Source organism: Spirosoma sp., from assembly GCF_048594605.1.
In the GTDB taxonomy this organism is placed as follows: domain Bacteria; phylum Bacteroidota; class Bacteroidia; order Cytophagales; family Spirosomataceae; genus Spirosoma.
This window is the reverse complement of the sequence record NZ_JBMDWV010000416.1, coordinates 1-21,022: the sequence shown is the minus strand read 5'-3', so window position 1 is coordinate 21,022 and position 21,022 is coordinate 1. Positions and strand designations below refer to the sequence as shown.

The 21,022-nt window shown below is 47.1% G+C and carries 14 protein-coding genes and 1 pseudogene; 5 read left to right on the top strand and 10 right to left on the bottom strand.

Going from position 1 to position 21,022, the window contains the following annotated elements; all coding sequences use genetic code 11:
• Positions 1-83 precede the first annotated feature (83 nt).
• Complete coding sequence (locus ACOJS8_RS25830; RefSeq protein ID WP_420151442.1) at positions 84-3,743, bottom strand: PKD domain-containing protein; 3,660 nt, start codon at positions 3,741-3,743, stop codon at positions 84-86.
• Positions 3,744-3,972: 229 nt separating this feature from the next.
• On the opposite strand from ACOJS8_RS25830, the gene ACOJS8_RS25825 reads away from it, so the two are divergent.
• From ACOJS8_RS25825 to ACOJS8_RS25815, 3 genes are all read left to right on the top strand, one after another.
• The gene (locus ACOJS8_RS25825; RefSeq protein ID WP_420151441.1) at positions 3,973-5,004 is read left to right on the top strand and encodes a type IX secretion system membrane protein PorP/SprF; all 1,032 of its coding nucleotides are present in this window, start codon (positions 3,973-3,975) and stop codon (positions 5,002-5,004) included.
• A gap of 257 nt (positions 5,005-5,261) precedes the next feature.
• Positions 5,262-5,792: a hypothetical protein gene (locus ACOJS8_RS25820; protein WP_420151440.1), complete on the top strand. Its 531-nt coding sequence runs from the start codon at positions 5,262-5,264 to the stop codon at positions 5,790-5,792.
• A gap of 176 nt (positions 5,793-5,968) precedes the next feature.
• Complete coding sequence (locus tag ACOJS8_RS25815; RefSeq protein WP_420151439.1) at positions 5,969-6,415, top strand: GNAT family N-acetyltransferase; 447 nt, start codon at positions 5,969-5,971, stop codon at positions 6,413-6,415.
• A 37-nt stretch (positions 6,416-6,452) separates the two neighbouring features.
• On the opposite strand, the gene ACOJS8_RS25810 is transcribed toward ACOJS8_RS25815, so the two are convergent.
• The 5 genes from ACOJS8_RS25810 to ACOJS8_RS25790 form a co-directional block, all read right to left on the bottom strand.
• A complete protein-coding gene (locus ACOJS8_RS25810; protein WP_420151438.1) occupies positions 6,453-6,899 on the bottom strand; it encodes a DinB family protein in 447 nt (148 codons plus the stop codon).
• An 18-nt stretch (positions 6,900-6,917) separates the two neighbouring features.
• A complete protein-coding gene (locus tag ACOJS8_RS25805; protein WP_420151437.1) occupies positions 6,918-7,370 on the bottom strand; it encodes an NUDIX domain-containing protein in 453 nt (150 codons plus the stop codon).
• An 83-nt stretch (positions 7,371-7,453) separates the two neighbouring features.
• On the bottom strand, positions 7,454-7,960 hold the full coding sequence (locus ACOJS8_RS25800) for a Dps family protein (protein ID WP_420151436.1): 507 nt from the start codon (positions 7,958-7,960) through the stop codon (positions 7,454-7,456).
• Positions 7,961-8,037: 77 nt separating this feature from the next.
• The gene (gene lhgO / locus ACOJS8_RS25795) at positions 8,038-9,228 is read right to left on the bottom strand and encodes an L-2-hydroxyglutarate oxidase (RefSeq protein WP_420151465.1); all 1,191 of its coding nucleotides are present in this window, start codon (positions 9,226-9,228) and stop codon (positions 8,038-8,040) included.
• Positions 9,229-9,342: 114 nt separating this feature from the next.
• Positions 9,343-10,602, bottom strand: coding sequence for an anthranilate phosphoribosyltransferase (locus tag ACOJS8_RS25790; protein ID WP_420151435.1), 1,260 nt, complete (start codon positions 10,600-10,602; stop codon positions 9,343-9,345).
• Between the two features lie 479 nt (positions 10,603-11,081).
• On the opposite strand from ACOJS8_RS25790, the gene ACOJS8_RS25785 reads away from it, so the two are divergent.
• Together ACOJS8_RS25785 and ACOJS8_RS25780 are read left to right on the top strand one after the other, a co-directional pair.
• Positions 11,082-14,621, top strand: coding sequence for an SNF2-related protein (locus ACOJS8_RS25785; RefSeq protein ID WP_420151434.1), 3,540 nt, complete (start codon positions 11,082-11,084; stop codon positions 14,619-14,621).
• Positions 14,622-14,670: 49 nt separating this feature from the next.
• Positions 14,671-15,807 carry an ATP-binding protein gene (locus tag ACOJS8_RS25780; RefSeq protein ID WP_420151433.1) on the top strand — a complete coding sequence of 379 codons (1,137 nt, stop codon included), beginning with the start codon at positions 14,671-14,673 and terminating at the stop codon, positions 15,805-15,807.
• Between the two features lie 18 nt (positions 15,808-15,825).
• Here the strand turns inward: ACOJS8_RS25780 and ACOJS8_RS25775 are convergent, their stop codons facing one another.
• From ACOJS8_RS25775 to ACOJS8_RS25760, 4 genes and pseudogenes are all read right to left on the bottom strand, one after another.
• On the bottom strand, positions 15,826-16,995 hold the full coding sequence (locus ACOJS8_RS25775; protein WP_420151432.1) for an alpha/beta hydrolase family protein: 1,170 nt from the start codon (positions 16,993-16,995) through the stop codon (positions 15,826-15,828).
• Positions 16,996-17,057: 62 nt separating this feature from the next.
• Complete coding sequence (locus ACOJS8_RS25770; protein WP_420151431.1) at positions 17,058-18,797, bottom strand: GMC oxidoreductase; 1,740 nt, start codon at positions 18,795-18,797, stop codon at positions 17,058-17,060.
• Positions 18,798-18,853: 56 nt separating this feature from the next.
• Positions 18,854-19,795, bottom strand: a complete 942-nt coding sequence (locus tag ACOJS8_RS25765) for a CPBP family intramembrane glutamic endopeptidase (protein WP_420151430.1) — start codon at positions 19,793-19,795, stop codon at positions 18,854-18,856.
• Positions 19,796-19,857: 62 nt separating this feature from the next.
• Positions 19,858-21,022, bottom strand: a pseudogene (locus ACOJS8_RS25760) (hypothetical protein); the annotation flags it as partial.

The following is a 21,022-nucleotide window of genomic DNA, read 5'->3' as shown; positions in this document are numbered from 1 at the left end:
GATCCCCGCCCTTTTAGCTGAAAAACAGGTTATTTATCCGGGGGCGTTTACTTCAAATTTACAAAAAAAACCGCAGAAAATCGCTATCTAATTACCATAACTGTACCCCGTTTTACAACGCGCGCACGCTCTGGAAACGACTCACTTTTATACGTAACGATGTATGGATAAAGCATAGATGGATAGGCGGTTCCTTTGTAAGTTCCGTCCCATTTTTGCTCAGGATTATTACTCACGAAAATAACCTCCCCCCATCGGTTGTAGACTCTGAATTCGTAGTCGGTAATGTAAGCGGTGAATACCTGTAGCTGATCATTAACCCCGTCACTATTGGGCGTAAATGCATCCGGAATACTAAGTCTTGGTTCACACAGATTCAATACCTTGGCAATGCCAACAGCCGTGCAGCCTAATGGATTTGTTACAACCACCTGATAATCGCCCGCCCGCGCCACAGTAATCGACCTGGTAGTATCCCTACCCGACGGACTATTCAACCACAAATACTTTAGGTTAGAAGCGCCGTTCGCTGATACCTGCACTTGTCCCTGGTCGCCCTCACAAACTGATACCGGGCTGGTTAATGTAAACTGTGGGGCAGGACGGTCGCCCACCTGGGTACTGCTACGTCCTACACAACCCGTAGTTGTGTTTCTGACAATCAAACTATAGGAGCCGGGCAACGTAACGGAAATAGTAGGGGTCGATGCGCCATTACTCCACTGATACGTATTACCGGGCAAATCCCCTAAGAGTGGTGATAATACAACGCCTACCCCCGCACACTTGAGCGTGTCCGGTACCAGACGGGCTAAGCCTGTACTGTCCAGACCTACTTTAATACTATCCAGTATGGCCTTACAACCTCGCTGATCAATTATTTGAACATTGTATACACCTGACGAAGCTTTGTCAAATACAGGGGTAGTTGTGATTAGATTGTTGTTACGGTCAAGCCACGCGTAGCTTACGGGCGTTCCGCCCGAAACAGATACACTAATTGTACCACTGTTGGGTATACCACATAGCGCATCTCTTATCAGAGGAGAAATTCTCAGGTTGTTTTCCGGCGACTTTAGGACAAAGCCCGTATCGGCCTTACAGGCATGCAGGCTATCCGTTACGCTGACTTTATAGCCTCCCTCAGTCAGGCCCGTTTGTTGATTTCCTGCATTAAGCTGAACTGTCCCGTCTGATCGGGTCCAGTCATACTGATACGTACCGGCAGGCGTTGGCGTCAGAGCGATAGAGCCATCAGCCGATGTACAGGCTTTTGGGCCCGTTAGCGCAGCAGCCACCCGTAATTTAGGCAATTCGCTTACCTTGATTGTATCTGCATTTTCGCAGCCAGCAAAGTTCTTGGCCGACACAAAATACGTACCCGCTTTAGATACTGTCGTCGAACGCTCCGTACTGCCGTCACTCCACTGAAACTCCGACCAGGTTTGCTGCGGCACTGTTAGCTTAACCGAGCTTCGGTAACAGAAAACCGTATCAGGTCCCAGGTCAAGTGAAGGTACTGGCCTGATCTGAACTTCAATCGTATCACTCTTGAAACATTCTCCATTGGCCGCCAAACCAATCACTTTATAATAGCCGGGTCTCTGTAGCTGTAATGTCTTTTGCCTACTCACAACAGTCCCGTTGACAAGCCAGACATAGAGCTTCGCCTGCACTTTAAGATCAAGCAGGATTCCTTTTTTGTTGCAAATAGACGTATCGGCCCCTAGTTGTATGTCGGGGGGCGTTTCCAGGATGTTCAGCGTATCCCGAATCAACGTGTCTTTGCATATACCGCCCGCGCTGGTTCGGGTAACAATTCGCAGACTGATAAAGTATTGCCCTGGCTTTGCATACGGGTGCGTAATAGGCTGTGTAGAAGTGGTGGATACGGGACGACTTCCATCACCAAAATCTAACGTGTAAGCTTCCTTCAACTTGGGGCAATTAGGCCCAATCTGAAATACAGTTGGTGCATTAACACACGTATCAGCATACGTAATGCCGGGTCCGTTTGATTGATCATTGAAGTTTGCTACCAGGTTCGGCAAACCGAGCTGGCTGGTTTTACCACCAAGTGTCTGGCCAATTGGGTTAAAAATTAAACTGTCAAGAAGTCCGCCATTTGGATTTTCAATGGTAGCCAGCGATGAGCTTCCTTTTACAGCAATATATAGTCGCCCGTCTGGCCCGATCTGTATCGAGCCATACTGTCTCGTCGTACTACTATCAACCACCGTTCGGGACTGCGTGAGCAAAGTATCCTGTTGCGTTAAATCGTACTTAACAACGTAAGAAGCTCCTTTCTGACTACCATCTGAATTGGTATCTGCCAGCATTGTTGCGTACAGGTTTTTTCCGTCGGGTGAGAACTCGACTCCGTAAGCTTTTGGCGGAGCAGGCCCCAGGTCAAGGGTTCGATTGAATGTCAATACGCCCGTAGAGTCGTTAAAAGTGTATAAGTCTACTGAGTTTTTGGGAGGACCTGGAATGACCACCGCCATTGGACGGTTTCCTTCTTTACCGCTTGTTGTGTCGGCTGGCCCAATTTTCATATAGCCTTCTGCACTCGCCAGCGAATCGATTACCTGTCCACCTGTATACGTTACAGGGTCTGCGCTTTCTCCGCGGGTTAAATGGCGAACTTCAAATCGGTTCGTCCCGTAAACACGCGTGATAACCCAATACGTCGAATCGCGTTTGTTTTCAACAGCCGCTGACTGCTCCGTACTTTCGCTGGATAGTGGAATGTTCTTTTCAACGACGGCTCCCTTACCGCCATCCTGACGCATATCGACAACGCTATAGGTCAGTGTTTTTTTACCGCGTATTTCTGAGGTAGTATAGACGTAGTAAAGATATTCACAGCCCCGGCAGGTGGGCTTTGGAACAATCAGAGCCGATTGTGTAGAGTTCTTGTTCCCATCTAGTGGTATCTGAGCAGTACTTGTATCGCCCGGCACCAGTGATTTCATCACCTTACCGTCTTTATCGTAGATGGTAATTCCATCTGTATAAAAAAGAAGTATCCCTTTTGTATTTGCAATAGACGACGAGCCTTCAATGGTGCTCAGTTTTCCGTCGTCTATTGGTTTGGGGGTACCGCCACCGCTAAAGTCCAGACCCGCGTTTTGTCCAAAATACCATTTTACACCCTGTGATTCTTTCTGTTCCCCACAAACGTCCACGTTGATTCGATCCTGATAGGAGCACCCATTCGGGCTAATAGCCTCGACCGAATAACAGCCTGAGCTGTCTACTTGAATGCTTTGTGTCGTATCGCCTTTCGGATACCATAAGTATCTGTATCCAGCCTGAGACCCATTTGGATACGGATCTAACGTAATGGTTTCGCCCTTACAGATGGTTGTATCCGTCCTCCAGTTCGAAAAGGGTTGAGGCCGGTTATAAATCGTAACACTCCGATTCAGTGTCGTCGTTCTTCCGTTTATGGTTCGCGTCAACGTAATGGTGTACGTGCCCGCCGTCTGGTAAACGTGCCGGGCCACGGAGTCACTCTGCTTTGTAACGCTCGACCCATCGCCAAACGTCCAGACACGGCTCACAGACCCAGCGAATGAGCTATCTGTAAACGTGATAGAATCGGCCTTGCATTCCTGATCCGGAACGCAGGCTTTGCCACTTATTTTAAAACCCTGAGCCCAGGTTGTGGTTAAGCCCGCCAGCAAAAACAGCACGGCCCAGAGTCCAATTACCCGTATATGCTTACTAGAAATAAACATGAACAACACTGAAAAAGTCCCCCTCGCAAATTCGCTCCTCTGCATAACAACCGCGGGGGCGTTACGTTAGTATAAACGAAGGTGATCCGTTAAAATTTTATTACAAGGCACATCTGAAAGCACTCAAAATCTACTAATTTTATCGATTCTCCCGTTGTTAAATACTTCGTTTGTGTTATCAACGTTGCAACAAAGAAGTTGATCTTGCTATTGCCTCGATTTTACATGTATGATTAAGAAATATGTACTGACGGTTTTGACGCTGGCCCTGAGCCAGATAGCGTTTGCTCAAGACCCTCAGTTCACTCAATTTTATGCGGCTCCGCTCTACTTAAACCCGGCTTTTGCCGGATCAGCATTGGCCCCACGTATTACGGCTAACTATCGCAATCAATGGCCAGCTATTACCAACTACGTAACAACTATGGTAGCGGTTGACCACTTTGTTGAAAAATATAATAGTGGCGTTGGCTTACTGATTCAAAACGATAACCAGGGTCAAGGTAGGATTCAATCGACAGACATAGGGTTGCAATATGCTTATCAGTTCCAGGTGAGTGAAAACTCGTTTGTGCGTTTGGGGTTACAGGGTTCGTACGTAAACCGTAACGTAAACTATTTTGGTCTGACAACAGGCGATCAGTTTACAGATCGGGGGTTTATCACGGGCAGCGTTTCATCTGATCCGGCTCTGTTAGCGGGATCGCCTAAAAACAAATACCTTGACTTCTCGACAGGTGGTTTGTTCTATTCTGACTGGTTTTGGCTCGGCGCATCCTTTCATCACATCAACCGGCCGGATCAGGCGTTTTATTCGATTGGTACAGACCGGCTACCGATGAAAACCAGCATTCAGGCAGGTCTTCGGATTCCTCTGGGTGGTTTTACAGGGCTGGCCGACGAACAGGATCGGGAGATCAGCATTTCGCCAGTTGTAATGTATAAACACCAGGGAAAATACGATCAATTAGATTTAGGGGCCTATCTGACCTATTCTCCGTTGACTATTGGAGCGTATTATCGAGGTATTCCTTTCAAAAAATACGACCAGACGCTTAACAACCACGATGCGTTGGCGGCCCTGGTTGGCTGGCGTATGGAAAAGTTTTCCATTGGCTACAGCTACGACGTAACGATCTCTACATTAGGAAACAGTGGTGGCTCTCACGAACTATCAATATCGTATATTTTTGATAAACCCGAAGGACGCCGAGCGGGGGTGCGCCGACGCGATAAAAAGCTGCCTTGTCCTAAATTTTAATCAAGTCAAAAGTGGGGCGCTGGTTGCTTAACATAGCGTTACTGCTTCATCAAAATCGGTCGTCTTTGCCAACGTTGGCAGAAGCGACCGATTTTGATTTTCCTGAACCATTGTTAAATTCCTTACAAGGTTAAAAGACTAACCTGTTCAACGTCCAACAGTCAATACCAACCAGCCGCCATTAGCTTTAGGCCAGCCATCGATTTAAGTGTTGTCAGCCAATAATGTCTTTTCCTTAAAAACAACGTAGCATTCCGATGAATCAATTGTCAATAGCTTTTTTATTACTTACCAGCACAATTTCTTTTGCTCAACAAACGACAGATATTCGTCAGGTACGCTGGGGATTCTCATCTAAACAGGTAAAAGAGGCCGAAACCGTTAAACCTACGTCGGTCAAAAGAGATAAACTTGTCTATGCGCGTGTGCCGCTTATAAACCGGACGGTTGGCCTTGAATACACGTTCAACGCCGATTCACTTCTATCAGCTTCTTATTACTACTTCACTACTGCATCGGTTACCGAAGCCGACGTAAAAGCAGCAGCGCACGAGCTGGAAACCTTATTACAGGAAAAATACGGCAAAGGAAAAACATTGCAGCTGGGTGACACTCAAAATGTGGTTTGGCTGACACCTCGAACGCAGATTACGCTAACGCTGGGTAATGTAGATAAAGGGTGGTCTGTAGAACTCGCTTATTTATGTCGAGTGTATCCGGGCGCGCAGATACCGAACATACAAGTAAAAGATAATGGGCGGCCACTTAAAGAAATAAAGAATTTGTGAAAAACAGCCAGATATTGGTTTAAACACCCATAAGAGCGCAAAAAAGAGAATTATGTTTTGCTAATATAGAGTTGCTTTATTCAATTGACGAATCATCATTAGATTTCATAAAAAACATAATCGTATTGCATTTCATTGTATTTGTATTTTACTTGCAATATAAATACAATGAAACTATGAAATATAAAGTTGAGCCAGAGCAAGCAGTATCGAACGTAAGAACGTACAGAGTCTTATTTTTTACTGATCAAAACCGGCCCGTTGGCTACGCAAAAGGCGAATTCAGGCAGAATCCGATGTGGTATAATGGTTTGCCTTATTTTTTTCTGACCGATTTAACCATTACAGATCAGACCTGCCAGCAGCAAGGTATAGGCAGCCAGATTTTGAAAGTGGTGGAAGCGTTCGCGCGTAAAGAAGGAGCTTACTGGATTAGGGGACAGATGGCCCCCAGAGCAACGGGATATACGGATGATCCGGCTAACGAGCGGGCAACGAATACCTTTTGGGGCGCTAACGGTTATGGAATTAAGCGAGAGATTTATGACAATTCAATACGTTTCTGGAAGCCACTTCAAGCATTATCGGCCAATCGGAAATCGCTGGCGATGTCAGGTAATTAAAAATTCCACACGAAATTGCTGATTTCTAAAGCATTTCCTAAGTATCCAGCAATCGTCGGTGATAGTTGATCTGACCTAAATGGTACGTCAAATGCGTAGCGAGATGAACCAGTAAATATTCGGTCGACGTTTTTTCGTCGAAAACCAGAATTGGATACTCTTGCTGCAACTGTTGGTCTGTTACCTTATCCAACGCCTTTTCAACGACCTCAATTGTTTGGTCGATTTTCACAAGGAGTTCGGCTCTGGGAACATTTTTCAACGAAAATTCAAGCTCCCGGTGCCGTACGTAACCCGTTTTGCCTAATTCGGCACCAATATACGTGTTCAGATTTCCGACTAAATGCAGGCATAAGTTTCCGGCAGAATTGGCAATGCTTTTTTCGAAATACCAGATTTTTGATTCGTGCTGGTAAGATTCGATCTCTTTCTTTAATCGATCAAGATCTCGACGGAATAAGGATTTTAGCGTTTGTAAAAGCATTTTTTATTCGCCAGAAACTTACCCAAAATATTGCTGTTCGATACGTCCGATGTAACCCAAATCCAGTTTAGTCTCAAACCACTCCTGAATTCTGGCACCGACATTTGGGTACAGATTCACTTTGTCCAATTCTTGTATAGGTTTCCATACTAATTCAAGAGCTGTGGTTTCAGCAGGATTCAGCGCGGGCTCACCCAACAGGTTCCGGGCAGCGAATACAACGTGTAATACGTCATCGTTACGTTGGGTCAGAAGCATTTCGCCAACCAGGATCATCTCACCAACATCTATAAAAACCCCCAGTTCTTCCCTGATTTCACGTACCACTGTCTGGGGCAGGATTTCTCCCCGGTCAGGATTTCCTCCAGGTAAAGCCAATACGTCCTGTCCGCCGTAGCAGTAGCGCATCAGCAGTATTTCAATTTGGTTAGCATTACGACGCCAGATTAGAGCAGAAGGCCGAACTTTCATGTGGGCAACTTATAAAAGAGCGGTCATCTTTCCCAATAGATCTCTGGAAAAGATGACCGCTTAACAAAAAGACAAATTAATTATTAGCTCAAATCACGCGAGGTTTCGAACAGGAACCAGGTGCGTCGTTCGGTTTCATCGATATAGTTTTCGAGCAGGCTAGCTGATGCTACGTCTTCGGCATCGTCGCAAATTTTGTGTGCATCCCGCATATTTTTCGCCATTTTCTTATTCTCGATTTCCAGATCCTTTAGCATATCCAGTGGAGAAACGAAATCTTCATCATTATCCTTCACTCGCTGTAGCTGTGCGATATGGGCTATTGAGCGAATCGTATTACCTCCTATTTTCCGAACGCGCTCGGCCAGTGGATCAATTGTGGCAAAAATCTGTTCAGCCTGTTCGTCCAGCAACAGGTGATAATCGCGAAAATGGCGACCCGACATGTGCCAGTGATAATTTTTGGTTTTGATATATAACGCGAAGGCATCTGCAACGAGCCGGTTTAGCGATTCAGCCACTTTTTCCCGGCCTTTCTCTTCCAGATCGTTGGGTGTATCCAATACGTCAACTTGATTGATCGCTTTCATGATTACTTCTGTTTTTTGGCTTTGTAGTCAACACTAGAAGAAACCCTGTTGAATCAGTATTGTTTGTTAAGATTTCCTTAAAAACGAGCTAGTACCTTTTCTGAAACTGTTTTCCCAATGGATAGTGACGACGTAGCGGCAGGCGACGGCGCATTGACAACATTAATTGCTTTGTCGGTTTCCATGATGGCAAAATCATCCAGCAGCCCCCCCGTACGGTCGCAGGCCTGCGCGCGAACGCCCGCACCACCGTCTTCAAGATCTGCCTCCTGCACGTCGGGGATTAATTCCTGTAGCGCTTTTGTAAAGGCCGATTTTGAGAATGAACGATACATCTCTCCCAAGCCCGTTTCCCAATATTTAGCGGCTACTTTCTGAAAACCTGGCCATGCCAGTGTTTCGAACAATTCTTTTACGTTGATATCTGATTTTTTGTAGCCCTCCCGCTGAAACGCCAACACTGCGTTCGGCCCGGCTTCCACTCCCCCGTGAACCATACGAGTAAAATGAACCCCCAGAAACGGAAAATTAGGATCAGGCACAGGATAGATCAGGTTTTTGACTAAGTATTCTTTGTGGGGCTTAATCTTGTAGTATTCGCCCCGGAACGGCACAATCCGAACATCGACGGGCTGGGTAAGTTGAGCGATTTTATCGGAATATAAGCCAGCGCAGTTAACCACGAGTTTAGTTTCGTAGCGTCCTTTGTTTGTAACGACAATGCTTAAACTCGTACCGGGCGTAATCTGCTCAACGCGCTCATTTAAGCGAATTTCGCCACCCAATGCCTGAAATTTCTCGGCGTATTTCTCAGAAACCTGTTTGTAGTCAATAATCCCCGTCTGTGGTACAAACATGCCAGCTACCCCATTGACATGTGGTTCAATTTCACGCATTTCGGCGAGCGTCAGCTTTTTCAAACCACCCAAACCGTTTTGCTGACCACGTTGATACAGAGTCTCCAGTTGCGGTAATTCCTCCTGTTTAGTCGCTACAACAATTTTGCCACAAAGGTCGTAGGGTATTCCTTCCGCATCGCAGAAGTCAATCAGCATTTGGTAGCCACGAATGCAGTTTGTCGCTTTCAGGCTGCCTGGCTTGTAATATAATCCGGAGTGAATAACGCCACTGTTATGCCCCGTTTGATGGCGCGCGACAAAGGGTTCTTTTTCAATCAAAATAACGTTCAGATTGGTCCGCTGCTGCTTCAGTTGCAAAGCCGTAGCCAGGCCCACAATGCCTCCGCCTATAATTACTACGTCTATCATACGTATCATAATGCTCAACAACCGGATGCTGTTGATCCCCTCAAAGGTACGGCACGATGGTCAAAAATGAGCGTAGTAAAATTCAGCTAAATCAGTAGTAAATAAATACGGGTTTTATTTTAATTGGCCCTCAATCCAGTCCAGACCACGGCCATAAAGGGCATAGGCAAATCGAACGCGGTTATCAAAATCAGCATCGGTTGTACGTTCCTCATTCATAAATTGACGCACGAGTCGGGCATTGTCAACCGCCTGTGGCTGATTGTATTCCGTATCGGTCTGGGTGCGAAAGGCCGCAAAAGCCGGTGCATCGCCTTCAAAATGCTGGAAGAACAAATGCTCTCGTGGTGTACGGACAGCGCATAATACGCCACTCGCCCGACTGGTTGAAGGAGCAAGGCTTCCTTCCATGCCTCGTTTCAATACCATAACCCCGTCGAACCCAGCCAGAAGCGCCAGCTCCGCCATTTTCATCTGATACGTAATGTGAAAAACGGACGTAACGAGAATGCGGGCATGACAGGGATTCAATACTTTTTCGAGCGTAGCCAGAAAAGGCCGCTTAATGAGTATGTGTCGGCGATCTACCCAGCGATTGAGAGCAGGCGACATGGCTTTCTGGTCAAGAACCCAGCCATATGTCTCTAAAGGCGTATCAAGCTCATGATTGCTTTGCAGAAACTGACAGCCAAGATGCATGTACAGATCAAGGGCATTCAGGGTAAATTTTGGCCCCCCGGACCGCCCCACCAGGGATATGGCTCCGTAACCTCGTTTCTGAAAAAACTTTGCCAGCAACGGCGTAATCAAGTAATTGTTCTCCACCCCGTCGAATGGTTCAGCTAACTGAATCAGCGGGCGATCGGAGCAGCTTATCGGCCCGAAACCGGGTGAGAATGTTCGCTCAGCCGCACGCATCAACCCCTGGTACTCTTCGTTAGTTTCGTGTCGCACCCGCATGATGCTGGCAGCAAGCCCCCGGAACGTTTCACACTCTTCATCCCCATACAGATAATCGCCAAGTTGCTGTGCTTCGCTCACCTGTAGATTCCCTCCACGTACCAACTTCGCTGCAATAGGCAACAGGCGTCCCGGCAGATCAGGACAAACTTTATTGACAAAAAAAGTCGGATGCGAGAAAGCTCCTTTTCCAATGACTTCCTCCAACGTTCGTTCCTCAGGGGTTGGTCCTTTTGCCAGTAAAGCGCCCAGAAATGCACCCCGTTGTAACGGATGGCTCGCCGGGTCAAGTAAAGCAGAGCGGCATTCAGCGAGTAGTTCGGGGGTGAGTGGTTTACTACCATATTTGCCAATACCAATGTGCTTAATTCCTCGGCCAAGTGCCGTTTCGGTAGCAGGGGTATCCAGAACCATAGAAGCAGTTGATTTAGCTGAACATAGGGAGTTAGGTAAATGTAAACAAAAAACCCCTATATACGTAGCAAAAAACGCATCTAAACGACAGATTGTGAGGCTTTTCTTTACTCATTTATGACTCATCCCGATACAATACAATATTTTCATGTAATTCAATTACCCGTATTCTTACAGGGCCTGGTAAACACTCGCTTTTTTAACCGATCACCTGATTTGGTGCTACGTTCCTTTCCGGGAAACTCTTAACAGTTAGCAAACCAAACTGACACAAAAACGCTTTAAAGGATGCTTTGGCTACAGGTGTTAGCAAGCGGCCCGTCCAGGGTTTACATGATATAGCTAACCCCTTTGTGCGCTTTTTGTAGAACAGGATTGCAGGCTAAGAAAATTAATATTGATCTTATCGAAAAGAAGGGCTATCCCTCAATGAATAGTTAAACCCCTATTTTTGCACCGGATTAACTCTTTTTGACAGCATGGCGGAACGTATCAGTTACGGAAAAACATGGTGGGGGCAACAATGGCTCAATGCGCTGACACGTATTGACATGGAAAACCGCCTGCCACGGGGCAAAACGTACGCCAACCAGGGCGCTGTTCATAGCTTAACCATTTCTAACAATCAGATTAGCGCATCTGTTAGAGGAACGGCGCCACGCCCCTACAAAGTCAAGCTGTCAGTGCCATTGTTTACGGATCAGGAAAAAGAGTGGTTGTTAACCGAAGTTCGGGAGAACCCTGCTACGCTGGCCCAGCTTCTGAATCGTCAGCTCCCACCTGAACTCATTGATTTTGCCAAACGCAGGACGATTCAACTGTTCCCTGAATCGTTTCACGACCTGACGATGGGCTGTTCCTGCCCCGATTATGCAATACCCTGCAAACATCTGGCGGCTGTAGTGTATGTCATAACCAATGAAATTGACCGAAATCCGTTCCTTGTTTTTCAGTTGAAAGGGCTTGATATTCTGGGTGAACTACAAAAAGACATACTCGATCCAATTGGTGGAAACATGGGTACCGTCCTCTCTTTCAGGGACATTTGCACCGATGAATTTCCGGATGAAGATGAAGACTGGAAAGCTGATGAACAGACCCGCGCTCAACTGGATTTTTCTCAAATTCCGCCCTTAGCTGATCAACTACTGAGTCTACTTTCGCCAGATGTTACGTTCGCAAAAGGTGATTTTCATAAATCGCTGACTAAAGCCTACAAACTTTTCAGCAAGCCCCTTACTGACGAAGCAAATGAATCGGATGCCGAAAAGCCTCTGTTTAGCGACAGCATTGAGTTACAGCTCGACGAATTTATGTCGGTAAAGAAAATTGGCATTTTCAGTGAACATGGCGATTCGCGATCAATTAGTGGGTTTGACATGGGCGATCTGGTTGGCTGGATTAGTACGCTTACGGAAGACGACTGGCCCGAAATGAGCGATTCAGTACGTGCCCTATACCTGACTCAGCAATTTTCGGCGGCCTTGTTACGTCGCGGAGCTATTGTCCCCCAATTACTACGGGTTGGTCCAGTAGAAGATCAATACCGGGTACGCTGGATTCCGGCAACGCTCAATGAGGTCGTTAGGCAGCAGACAAACTTACTCAATACCCAGATACCGCCATCATTACTAACAGTACGCTGGCAAAAAGAATGGCTGGCCTTGCCCGATGAGCAGTTGGTGTTAACGCTCTGCTCGTTGTTCATGCGCCGGACTATCAAACCAACAACCATTGAGTTGTGGGAGCGCTGGCCTTTGGAAGATGCCGACCGGTTGTATTTTGGGATTGAAACGTTACGTTTCGAGGGTTTTGGCCGAAAGGAGATGCCCTTGGCCATGCAGCTTTGGTTTAACGATTTCTTTCTGACCCACAAACGGTTCGTGCCGATTCTGGCAGTCGAAGAGAATGAATATGGGGATGAATTTCGGCTCAGATTACTGATACGTGACCGCGAGGCTCCTACGACCAAGGGTGTGCTTGACCAGCCTATCCCTCTACCCGATCTGCTTACCAAAAAGAAGCACGAACGCATCAGAATGGCAGTTTTGCAGGATTTGCTGGTCTTATCACGCCATTTTCCTGACTTATCAAGACTGACTAAAATTGGCGGTCCCGAGCACCTTTCTTATTCTCCCAGCTTATTTGTCGAGGTTTTGCTTGAAACATTACCTCGTATGCAACTACTGGGGATTGCGCTATGGCTACCGAAATCGCTGCAACACTGGGTACGTCCGCAAGCGGGAGGCCGCCTTAAGGCCAAAATTACTGCCGACAATGCATTTATGCGTCTGGAAGATATGCTCAGCTTTGACTGGCAGATCGCTTTAGGCGATGAAATGATGAGTGTAAAAGAGTTTCAGAAGTTGGTGGGACGTACTACAGGACTGGTCAAGATTAAAGATCAATACGTATTGGTTGACCCCGATGAGTTAACAAAGCTTTATAAACAACTCGAAAATCCGCCGGAGCTATCAGGCGCCGATCTGCTGAAAGCCGCTCTGTCAGAAGAATATAAGGGCAGCCGATTAGGCTTGTCGGCAGAAGTGCGATCATTAGTGAAGCAGTTTACCGAAAGTGCGGCCCAACCCTTACCCGACGCCCTGAACGCTACGTTACGCCCTTACCAGCAGCGCGGTTATGACTGGCTTATCAAAAATACAGCACTCGGTATGGGAAGTCTGCTGGCCGATGACATGGGATTAGGAAAAACCCTACAGATTATCAGCCTTTTACTTAAATTCAAGCAGGAAGGTCGGTTCAAGAAACAGAAAGGGCTGGTGGTTTTACCGACTACGTTGCTAACGAACTGGCAGAAAGAAATTGCCCGGTTTGCGCCTGATTTGCAACCGCGAATTTATCATGGTTCCAGCCGCAAATTACCTGCTGATAAGGCCAGCGACTACGACGTCCTACTCACTACTTACGGTATTATTCGCTCCGACCTTGATACGTTGAAGAAAACCACCTGGGCTATTGTCATTATCGACGAAGCGCAGAACATTAAAAACTCAGACACTGAGCAGACCAAGGCCGTTAAATCGTTGAAAGCCCCCATCAAGATAGCGTTGAGCGGTACGCCTGTCGAGAATCGTTTGTCGGAATTCTGGAGCATCATGGACTTCGTGAACAAGGGGTATTTGGGTGGTCTTAGTAAGTTCAACGAGGAATTTGGAAAGCCGATTCAGCAGGAACGGGACCACCAGAAACTCGATCTGTTCCGACGTATCACGAGTCCGTTTCTGCTACGTCGCGTCAAAACTGACCGGAGCATTATCAGCGACTTACCCGACAAAATTGAGAATAACCAATTCTGTTCTCTTACCACCGAACAGGCGGCTTTATATGAAAGCGTTGTGCAGGAAAGTTTGCGGGCTATTCAGGAAAAAGAAGGAATTGCTCGTCGTGGATTAGTGCTTAAATTAATGACGGCACTCAAGCAAATTGGCAATCACCCGTATCAATACCTGAAACGGGGCAGCAACGGCGCTGCACTTTCGGGCAAAGCTACGCTATTGCTCAATCTGCTTGAAAATATTTACGCCAGCCACGAAAAGGTACTGATTTTTACACAGTACCGTGAAATGGGCGAACTTCTCTCGCAGTTTATTCAGCATACATTCGGTACAAAACCCTTGTTTTTACACGGTGGTACGTCACGCGCTGATCGGGATGAAATGGTTGAGCAATTTCAAAAGAACCGCTCCGATCACACCTTTATCTTGTCGCTTAAAGCTGGTGGTACAGGCCTTAATCTGACGCAGGCAAACCACGTTATTCATTACGATTTATGGTGGAATCCAGCTGTTGAAGCTCAGGCCACTGACCGGGCTTTTCGTATTGGCCAAACCAAAAACGTATTGGTTTACCGACTCATGAACCAGGGTACACTGGAAGAGAAAATCGATGCCATGATACGTAGCAAACGTGAGCTTGCTGATCTGAGCGTTCAGACTGGCGAAACCTGGCTTGGCGATTTAAGCGATGCGGAATTGAAAGAATTAGTGAATCTGGCTTAATTTATTCAACAAATTAATCTTTATTTGCTGAGTAAATTACAGCAATCTTATGGCGGTCCGTAGAGTATTATACAGTGCAATTCAAAGACAGCTGAATTCCCGGAAGATTATTTTACTAACCGGGGGGCGTCAAGTGGGGAAAACGACACTTATTAATCAGCTTGCTGATGCCTATACCAAGCCCAAGTTAGTGCTGGACGGTGAAGACGCTGAAACGGTACGTTTGCTAAGCGATCAAACCCTCTCCGTTTATCAACGCTGGCTTGGCGATACTCAATTGTTAATCATTGATGAGATCCATCTCATTCCTGAGTTTGAGCGTGTGCTAAACTATCTGACCACTTCGTTTCCCGATCTGACAATTCTGGCTACAAGCTCCTTATCGTTTGTCCCACTCACGAATATAGCGGCAGGGCGGCTAAGTTATTTTCTTTACCCACTGGCTCAACTGGAATTAGGAACGACTGAAACGCATCTGCAAACACGGCAGCAAGTAGAGCAACGATTAGTGTATGGGAGTTACCCCCAGGTTATTCAATGTCAGAATCAGGCCGATTCCACTGACTATTTAAAGCATTTCGTTACGGATTATTTATTGAAGGACATCCTGCTCATTGAGCGAATACGCAATCCGGAAAAGATGCTCCAACTTCTACGAATAATTGCTTATCAGGTTGGTCAGGAAATTGTTTACGACGATTTGAGCTATCAACTACAGCTTGACCGTAATACGATTGTCCGGTATCTCGAACTATTTGCGAAAGCCTCTATCATTTTTCGGCTCAGTGGATACAATCAGAACCTTCGGAAGGAGGTTACCAAGAGCTCAAAATGGTATTTTTTCGATAACGGAGTCCGGAACAGCTTACTAAATAACGTTGGCTCGTTGATGGAACGACCCGATATAAAAGTGCTGTGGGAAAATTATCTGGTAGCCGAGCGAATAAAACGTAATACGTATCTACGGAGCGAAGCAAAGCCTTATTTCTGGCGTACCTACGACCAACAGGAGCTAGACTGGCTCGAAGACGTTAACGGACAATTAAATGGTTATCTGTTCAACTGGTTTCCCAAAAAGATACGTTTCCCAAAAGGATTCCAAAAAGCCTATCCCAATGCAACAGTGTCAGTGATCAATCCTGAGAATTACTTGGATTTTATTACGCCTAATTACTTTAACGTTTAATAAATCAGGCATCGAATCTTATTTCAATATTGCCATAACAGCCTCATCGCCTGTAATTGCCTGCGCTGGACGCGGATGTTCGGCATTAAATACCTGCAATGCCGACGAATCGAGAACTGTATTAGAAGACTCGTCAACCTGGCCATCCTTTAGCACACGGTTCAGATCCAGTTTCAGATTTTTTGCCAGAAAACGATACGCAGCCGCTCGTTTGTTCGGACCGTAATCGTGCCCCTCGTCGGGCAAGTGAACATTTTCAACCCGGTCTTTTGCACCGTAATAACCATAAATATTCTGGATGTACGGAAACTCTACGTTCGGTGTATTTTTCGTCCAGTCCTTCCCGTCCGAAACCAACAGCAGCGGACGGGGAGCCGCCAGCGCGGCAATCTCCACGTTGCTGGTCTGATGGGTTGGTCGATTATGAATAGGCATTCCGCTTTCACACACACATCCCCCAAAAAAATGCGCCGATACCATCACCACTGGAGCCGCTACTTTTATGCGGTCGTCCAGCGCTGTCAGTAAAAAAGTTTGCGTTCCCCCACCCGATTCACCCGTTACGCCGATTCGCTCTTTATCCACATCAGGTAAGCTGGTCAGAAAATCCAGCGCGCGAATACTGTTCAAAGTCTGAAGTTTTAGGGCTTTGGGTAGTTTATGCGAGCATTGCTGCGAATCTCCGTAGCCGATCATATCGAAGGCGAACACCGTGGCGCCCATGCGTGCCAACGTAGCGCAACGCTGTTGCGTATACTCCATCAGACGATTATTCTGATTAGCGCCGTGCCCGTGGGTGCATAAAATCCCTGCTGTCTTTCCCGATGCATTTAAAGGACGGTACAAATTGCCCGTTACAAAAAACCCCGGAATGCTCTCAAACGCTACGTTCTCAATTGTATAACCATTCATTTTTCGCACACTGTGCCGAATGGGTTGAAGCGGGGCAAACTTTGGTTTGTCAGGTAGTTGCATTCCTTCACGAATACCTTTCCGAATCAAACTAGCGCGCTTCTCCCAACTGGTCCGGTCATGATACGTCTGTGCAAACGTATGTAAAGCCTCCGCGCCTTGTGCTTCTGTAAAGTAGGCCCCCTGGCGCAAATCGGGTCGGTCAGGATTAGGCTGAGCCAGTAAAGCGAGCGTTCCAATAACGTAGCAGACAGCAAAGACAATTGGAGTTTTCATTGGTACAGAGAAAGTTAATGCGAACGCTTTTAAAAGAGCTCCAGACAGCCTACCTACTTCATTTATCGAGGTATATCACCCCGTTTTAAGGCACGAACCGCATAGTCAGCCGCCCGAGCCGACAAGGCCATATAGGTCAGGGATGGATTCTGGCAAGGCGACGAGGTCATACTGGCACCATCGGTGCAAAAAACATTTTTAACGATGTGATGCTGATTGAATTTGTTAAACACCGAATTTTTGGGCGATGTCCCCATTCGCGCTGTCCCCATTTCGTGAATGCTTAAACCCGGATGCGCCTGACTGTCAAATCCGTCAATATTCGAGAATCCAGCCTTCTCCAGCATTAAAACTGCCTGTTCTTTGGCGTCTTTTCGCATGAGTGTCTCATTTTCACGGTAATGAACGTCCATTTTCAGAACGGGCTGTCCCCACTTATCTGTTACGTCGGTGGTCAGATAAACGCGGTTATCTTCGTAGGGCATACATTCGCCAAAGGCATCCAGTGTAATTTTCCACGTACCAAACTGGGTAGCTTTTTCTTTGAAATCGGCTCCAAATCCTTCTTCTCCGTAAGCATGGCCCCAATTTTCGCGCTCCGTATACACCTCAAATCCATAACCACGTTTGAACGTCTGCTGAGATTGCCCTGGCAAGTTGCGAAAGCGCGGAATGTAAAGCCCCGCAGGGTGGCGACCATAGTAATACTTGTCCAAGTCGTGGGTATAACCGGCCGTTGCGCCTACGTGAAAATGATGATCCATCAGATTTCGGCCAAGCTGCCCGCTATCGTCCATTCCATTTGGGAAACGCGTCGATTTGGAGTTCATCAGGATATACGTAGAACCCAGCGCCGACGCGTTCAGGAAAATAATGCTGCCCTTAAACTCAAGCCATTGGTGCGTTTGCTCATCGATAACACGAACTCCGGTTGCCCGACCTGTTTTTCCGTCATAAATAATTGAGTTGACAATGGAGTGAGGTCGAACCGTCAGGCGTTTGGTCCGGCGGGCGGCAGGCAACGTAGCAGACTGCGTACTGAAATAAGCCCCGTACGGACAACCGCGCATACAAAGATTCCGAAACTGACATTTGGCCCGCCCCAGACTCATCTGCTGCTGCGTGGGTGCGGTTAAATGAGCCGCTCGTGCCGAAATCACTTTCCGATCCGGGAACGTAGCGTTGGTAGCTTTTCGGAAGTATTGCTCTACGCAATTATCAGGAAGAGCGGGTTGAAACTGACCGTCAGGCAGATGCGGCAATCCATCCCGATCGCCAGCAATTCCGGCAAATTTCTCTACGTAATCGTACCAGGGCGCGATGTCTTTATAACGGATTGGCCAGTCCGTTGCAATGCCTTCTTTGGCGTTGGCTTCAAAATCCAGATCCGAAAACCGAAATGAATAACGCCCCCACATCAGTGATTTTCCGCCGACGTGGTAGCCCCGAATCCAGTCGAAGGGCTTTTCTTCGACATAAGGATTTTCCAGATCATTTACGAAATGATGATGCGTTGCTTCGGTGATTGTAAAGCCAGTGCGGCTCTGAACGGGATAGTTTTTCAATACGTCGAGCGGCATTTCCTGATTCCGATGCGGAAACTCCCAGGGTGCCATTGTTGCTGTGTGGTAATCCGTTACATGCTCAATCATGCGCCCACGCTCCAGCAGCAGTACGTTTAACCCTTTCTCGCACAACTCCTTTGCCGACCAGCCTCCGCTAATTCCTGAGCCGACTACAATCGCGTCGAATTTCTTACCCGCTGGAATTGGCGGCTGATATACTGTTTCACTACGTTTCATCACAGGTTGGGTTTTGTTAACTTCTAACAAAGATAACGAATGGCTAGTCAGTCATCTTAATGACTATTCTGTTGCAGAAAAGCGGCAATTTCCATCCCCCAGGCAATGCCGATGTGAATGAGTAATCCGCCCCAGATACTACGTGTACTCAGCGCCAATACGCCCAGTAGATAACCTCCAAACAAGGAAGAGACAGCTTCGCCCAGCGGTCGGCCGAAATGGATGGAGCAATACCAGACAACCATCGGCAACACGGCACCTCGCCCTAAAATGCGACTCATACCAATCACCAGAAACCCCCGAAAGAGTAGTTCGGTTGGCACGAAATCCCAGCCGTAACAGAGTTCATAAATCAGCGCCGTCACCCACTCAGGAACGCCAAAAAATTCGTTGGCATTTGTATCGCGATACGTTGGGTAAGACTGAAGAAAGTCGGGCTGGAAAGAAGCTAACGTAATGAGTGGAATCATCAGCGCCAGCAACTGTCCATACAAAACCAACCCTTTCCGCTTGGGTGCCATCCCATAGAAACTGGATTTACCCGAATTGGGGTCAGCAAATTTGTAGAACAGAAAAAGCGGCAGAACAATGGTCAGAACGGACTGTAGATTATTCAGGCAGTAGTACACAAAGGCGTAAATCTGTCCGTCGAAAAGCTGCTGACTCCAGTCGTAATGGGCGTAAAAACCGGCATAGGCTGAATAACAAAGAAGTGCAAAAACGCTACGTTGCCAAAACTCCCGATTCCGCCAGATATCAGATCGCTGATGAAAGTGCGTCCAGAGCCAGACACTAACGTAGTAAGCCGTTCCATACAGCCCAAAATACAATACGCTCCAAAGGGGTTGCCCCCGAAACGAATCGATATAGGTATCTTCCAGATCGATGGAATAATTTATCGCCAGCAACACGGCGGCCCAGATGGCCGTAGCGATATAGAGGTCAACGCGAAAATCGGTGCGAAAATGAGCGCGTAAGTCCTGCCAGAAGGCTTTCATATTATTTTTTCGACAGGATTTACAGGCCAGTTATGTTTACTATAAATCCTGTCGAAAAATACTTAAAATCCTTCTTTCTCAGCTTCCTTGTCTTTTTTCTTCTCTTCTTTCTTTTTCTCTTCCTTCACAATCTTCTGTCCTTGCGTAGGCTGGCCAGCCTGAACTTTTGGTTTCGGTGCAGCTTTAGCTTTGGTTTTGTATTGATCGAGGTAACGATCTACAAACAACGATTTTTCGTCCGCAGTCGCCGGAACTACTTCAAGCGAGGATTTGCTGGAGGATTTAAGCGCTAACAGCTGATCATTAATTTCCTGCGCCGACGAAATGATTGCCAATTGCCCCTGTGAATTTGGCGTACTACCCGGCTTATAATCATAGAACACCCATTCCTCCGGCGAAGCTTCCAGATAGATGCTGGCTTCATCGCCATTGTCGGTCTTCCGAATTTCAACAAACCCATCCATCTGTGCATTAATGTCCGTTCCCATCATGTTCGATACACCCAGTTGGCCTGTGCTGTAGAACGTATTGAATTTGGTTGACCAGCGCAGGTTTGCATTGGCTAATACCAGCATAGCATTCAGTTGTGGGGCGGCCTGGTTCAGTGCTACGTGCTGGTTCTGTGCCTTGAGTCGATACGCATCCACAGCCTGAGCACCGATCAAGGGCGTCAGTTTGTCAGAGAGTCGGTTTAGGTCGTCGTCAGCCGCTTCATCGTTCTTTTCCTCAAGATTGGCCTTTACGATTCGATCACCGATTGCTTTCACCAACGGCTCAGGTACCGGAAATGCAAAGGCCATCAACGTATTGAACCGATACTGCGTACTATCGATATTAATCCGCGCCGAACCCGCCGACAGCAGGTACTGATTTGGGGCCGAGTTCATTAAATTCATTTTGCCCTTAAACGTCATCAGGCCACGCGCATCATTGAACGTAAATGCGTTCTCAACATCTTCCACCACGGCTGCGGTATTCGCAGCAGCCACTCGAGCTGTGCTGTCCAAACGCGCGCTACTGTCCGTGACGGCAATAGCTTTTGTCTTCACGCTGTCTGCTTGGGCAGCGGCAACATTGGTACTATCAGTCGGTGCAGGCGCTTCTTCGGTTTGGCTCGTCAAATCGCTGGCTTTTGACGCAATACGGTACACTTTGTCTTTTTCGTCGTACTGCATAACACCAGTCGCCGTAAACAAATCGTCATCTTTCGGGTCTTCCTTCGGCGAG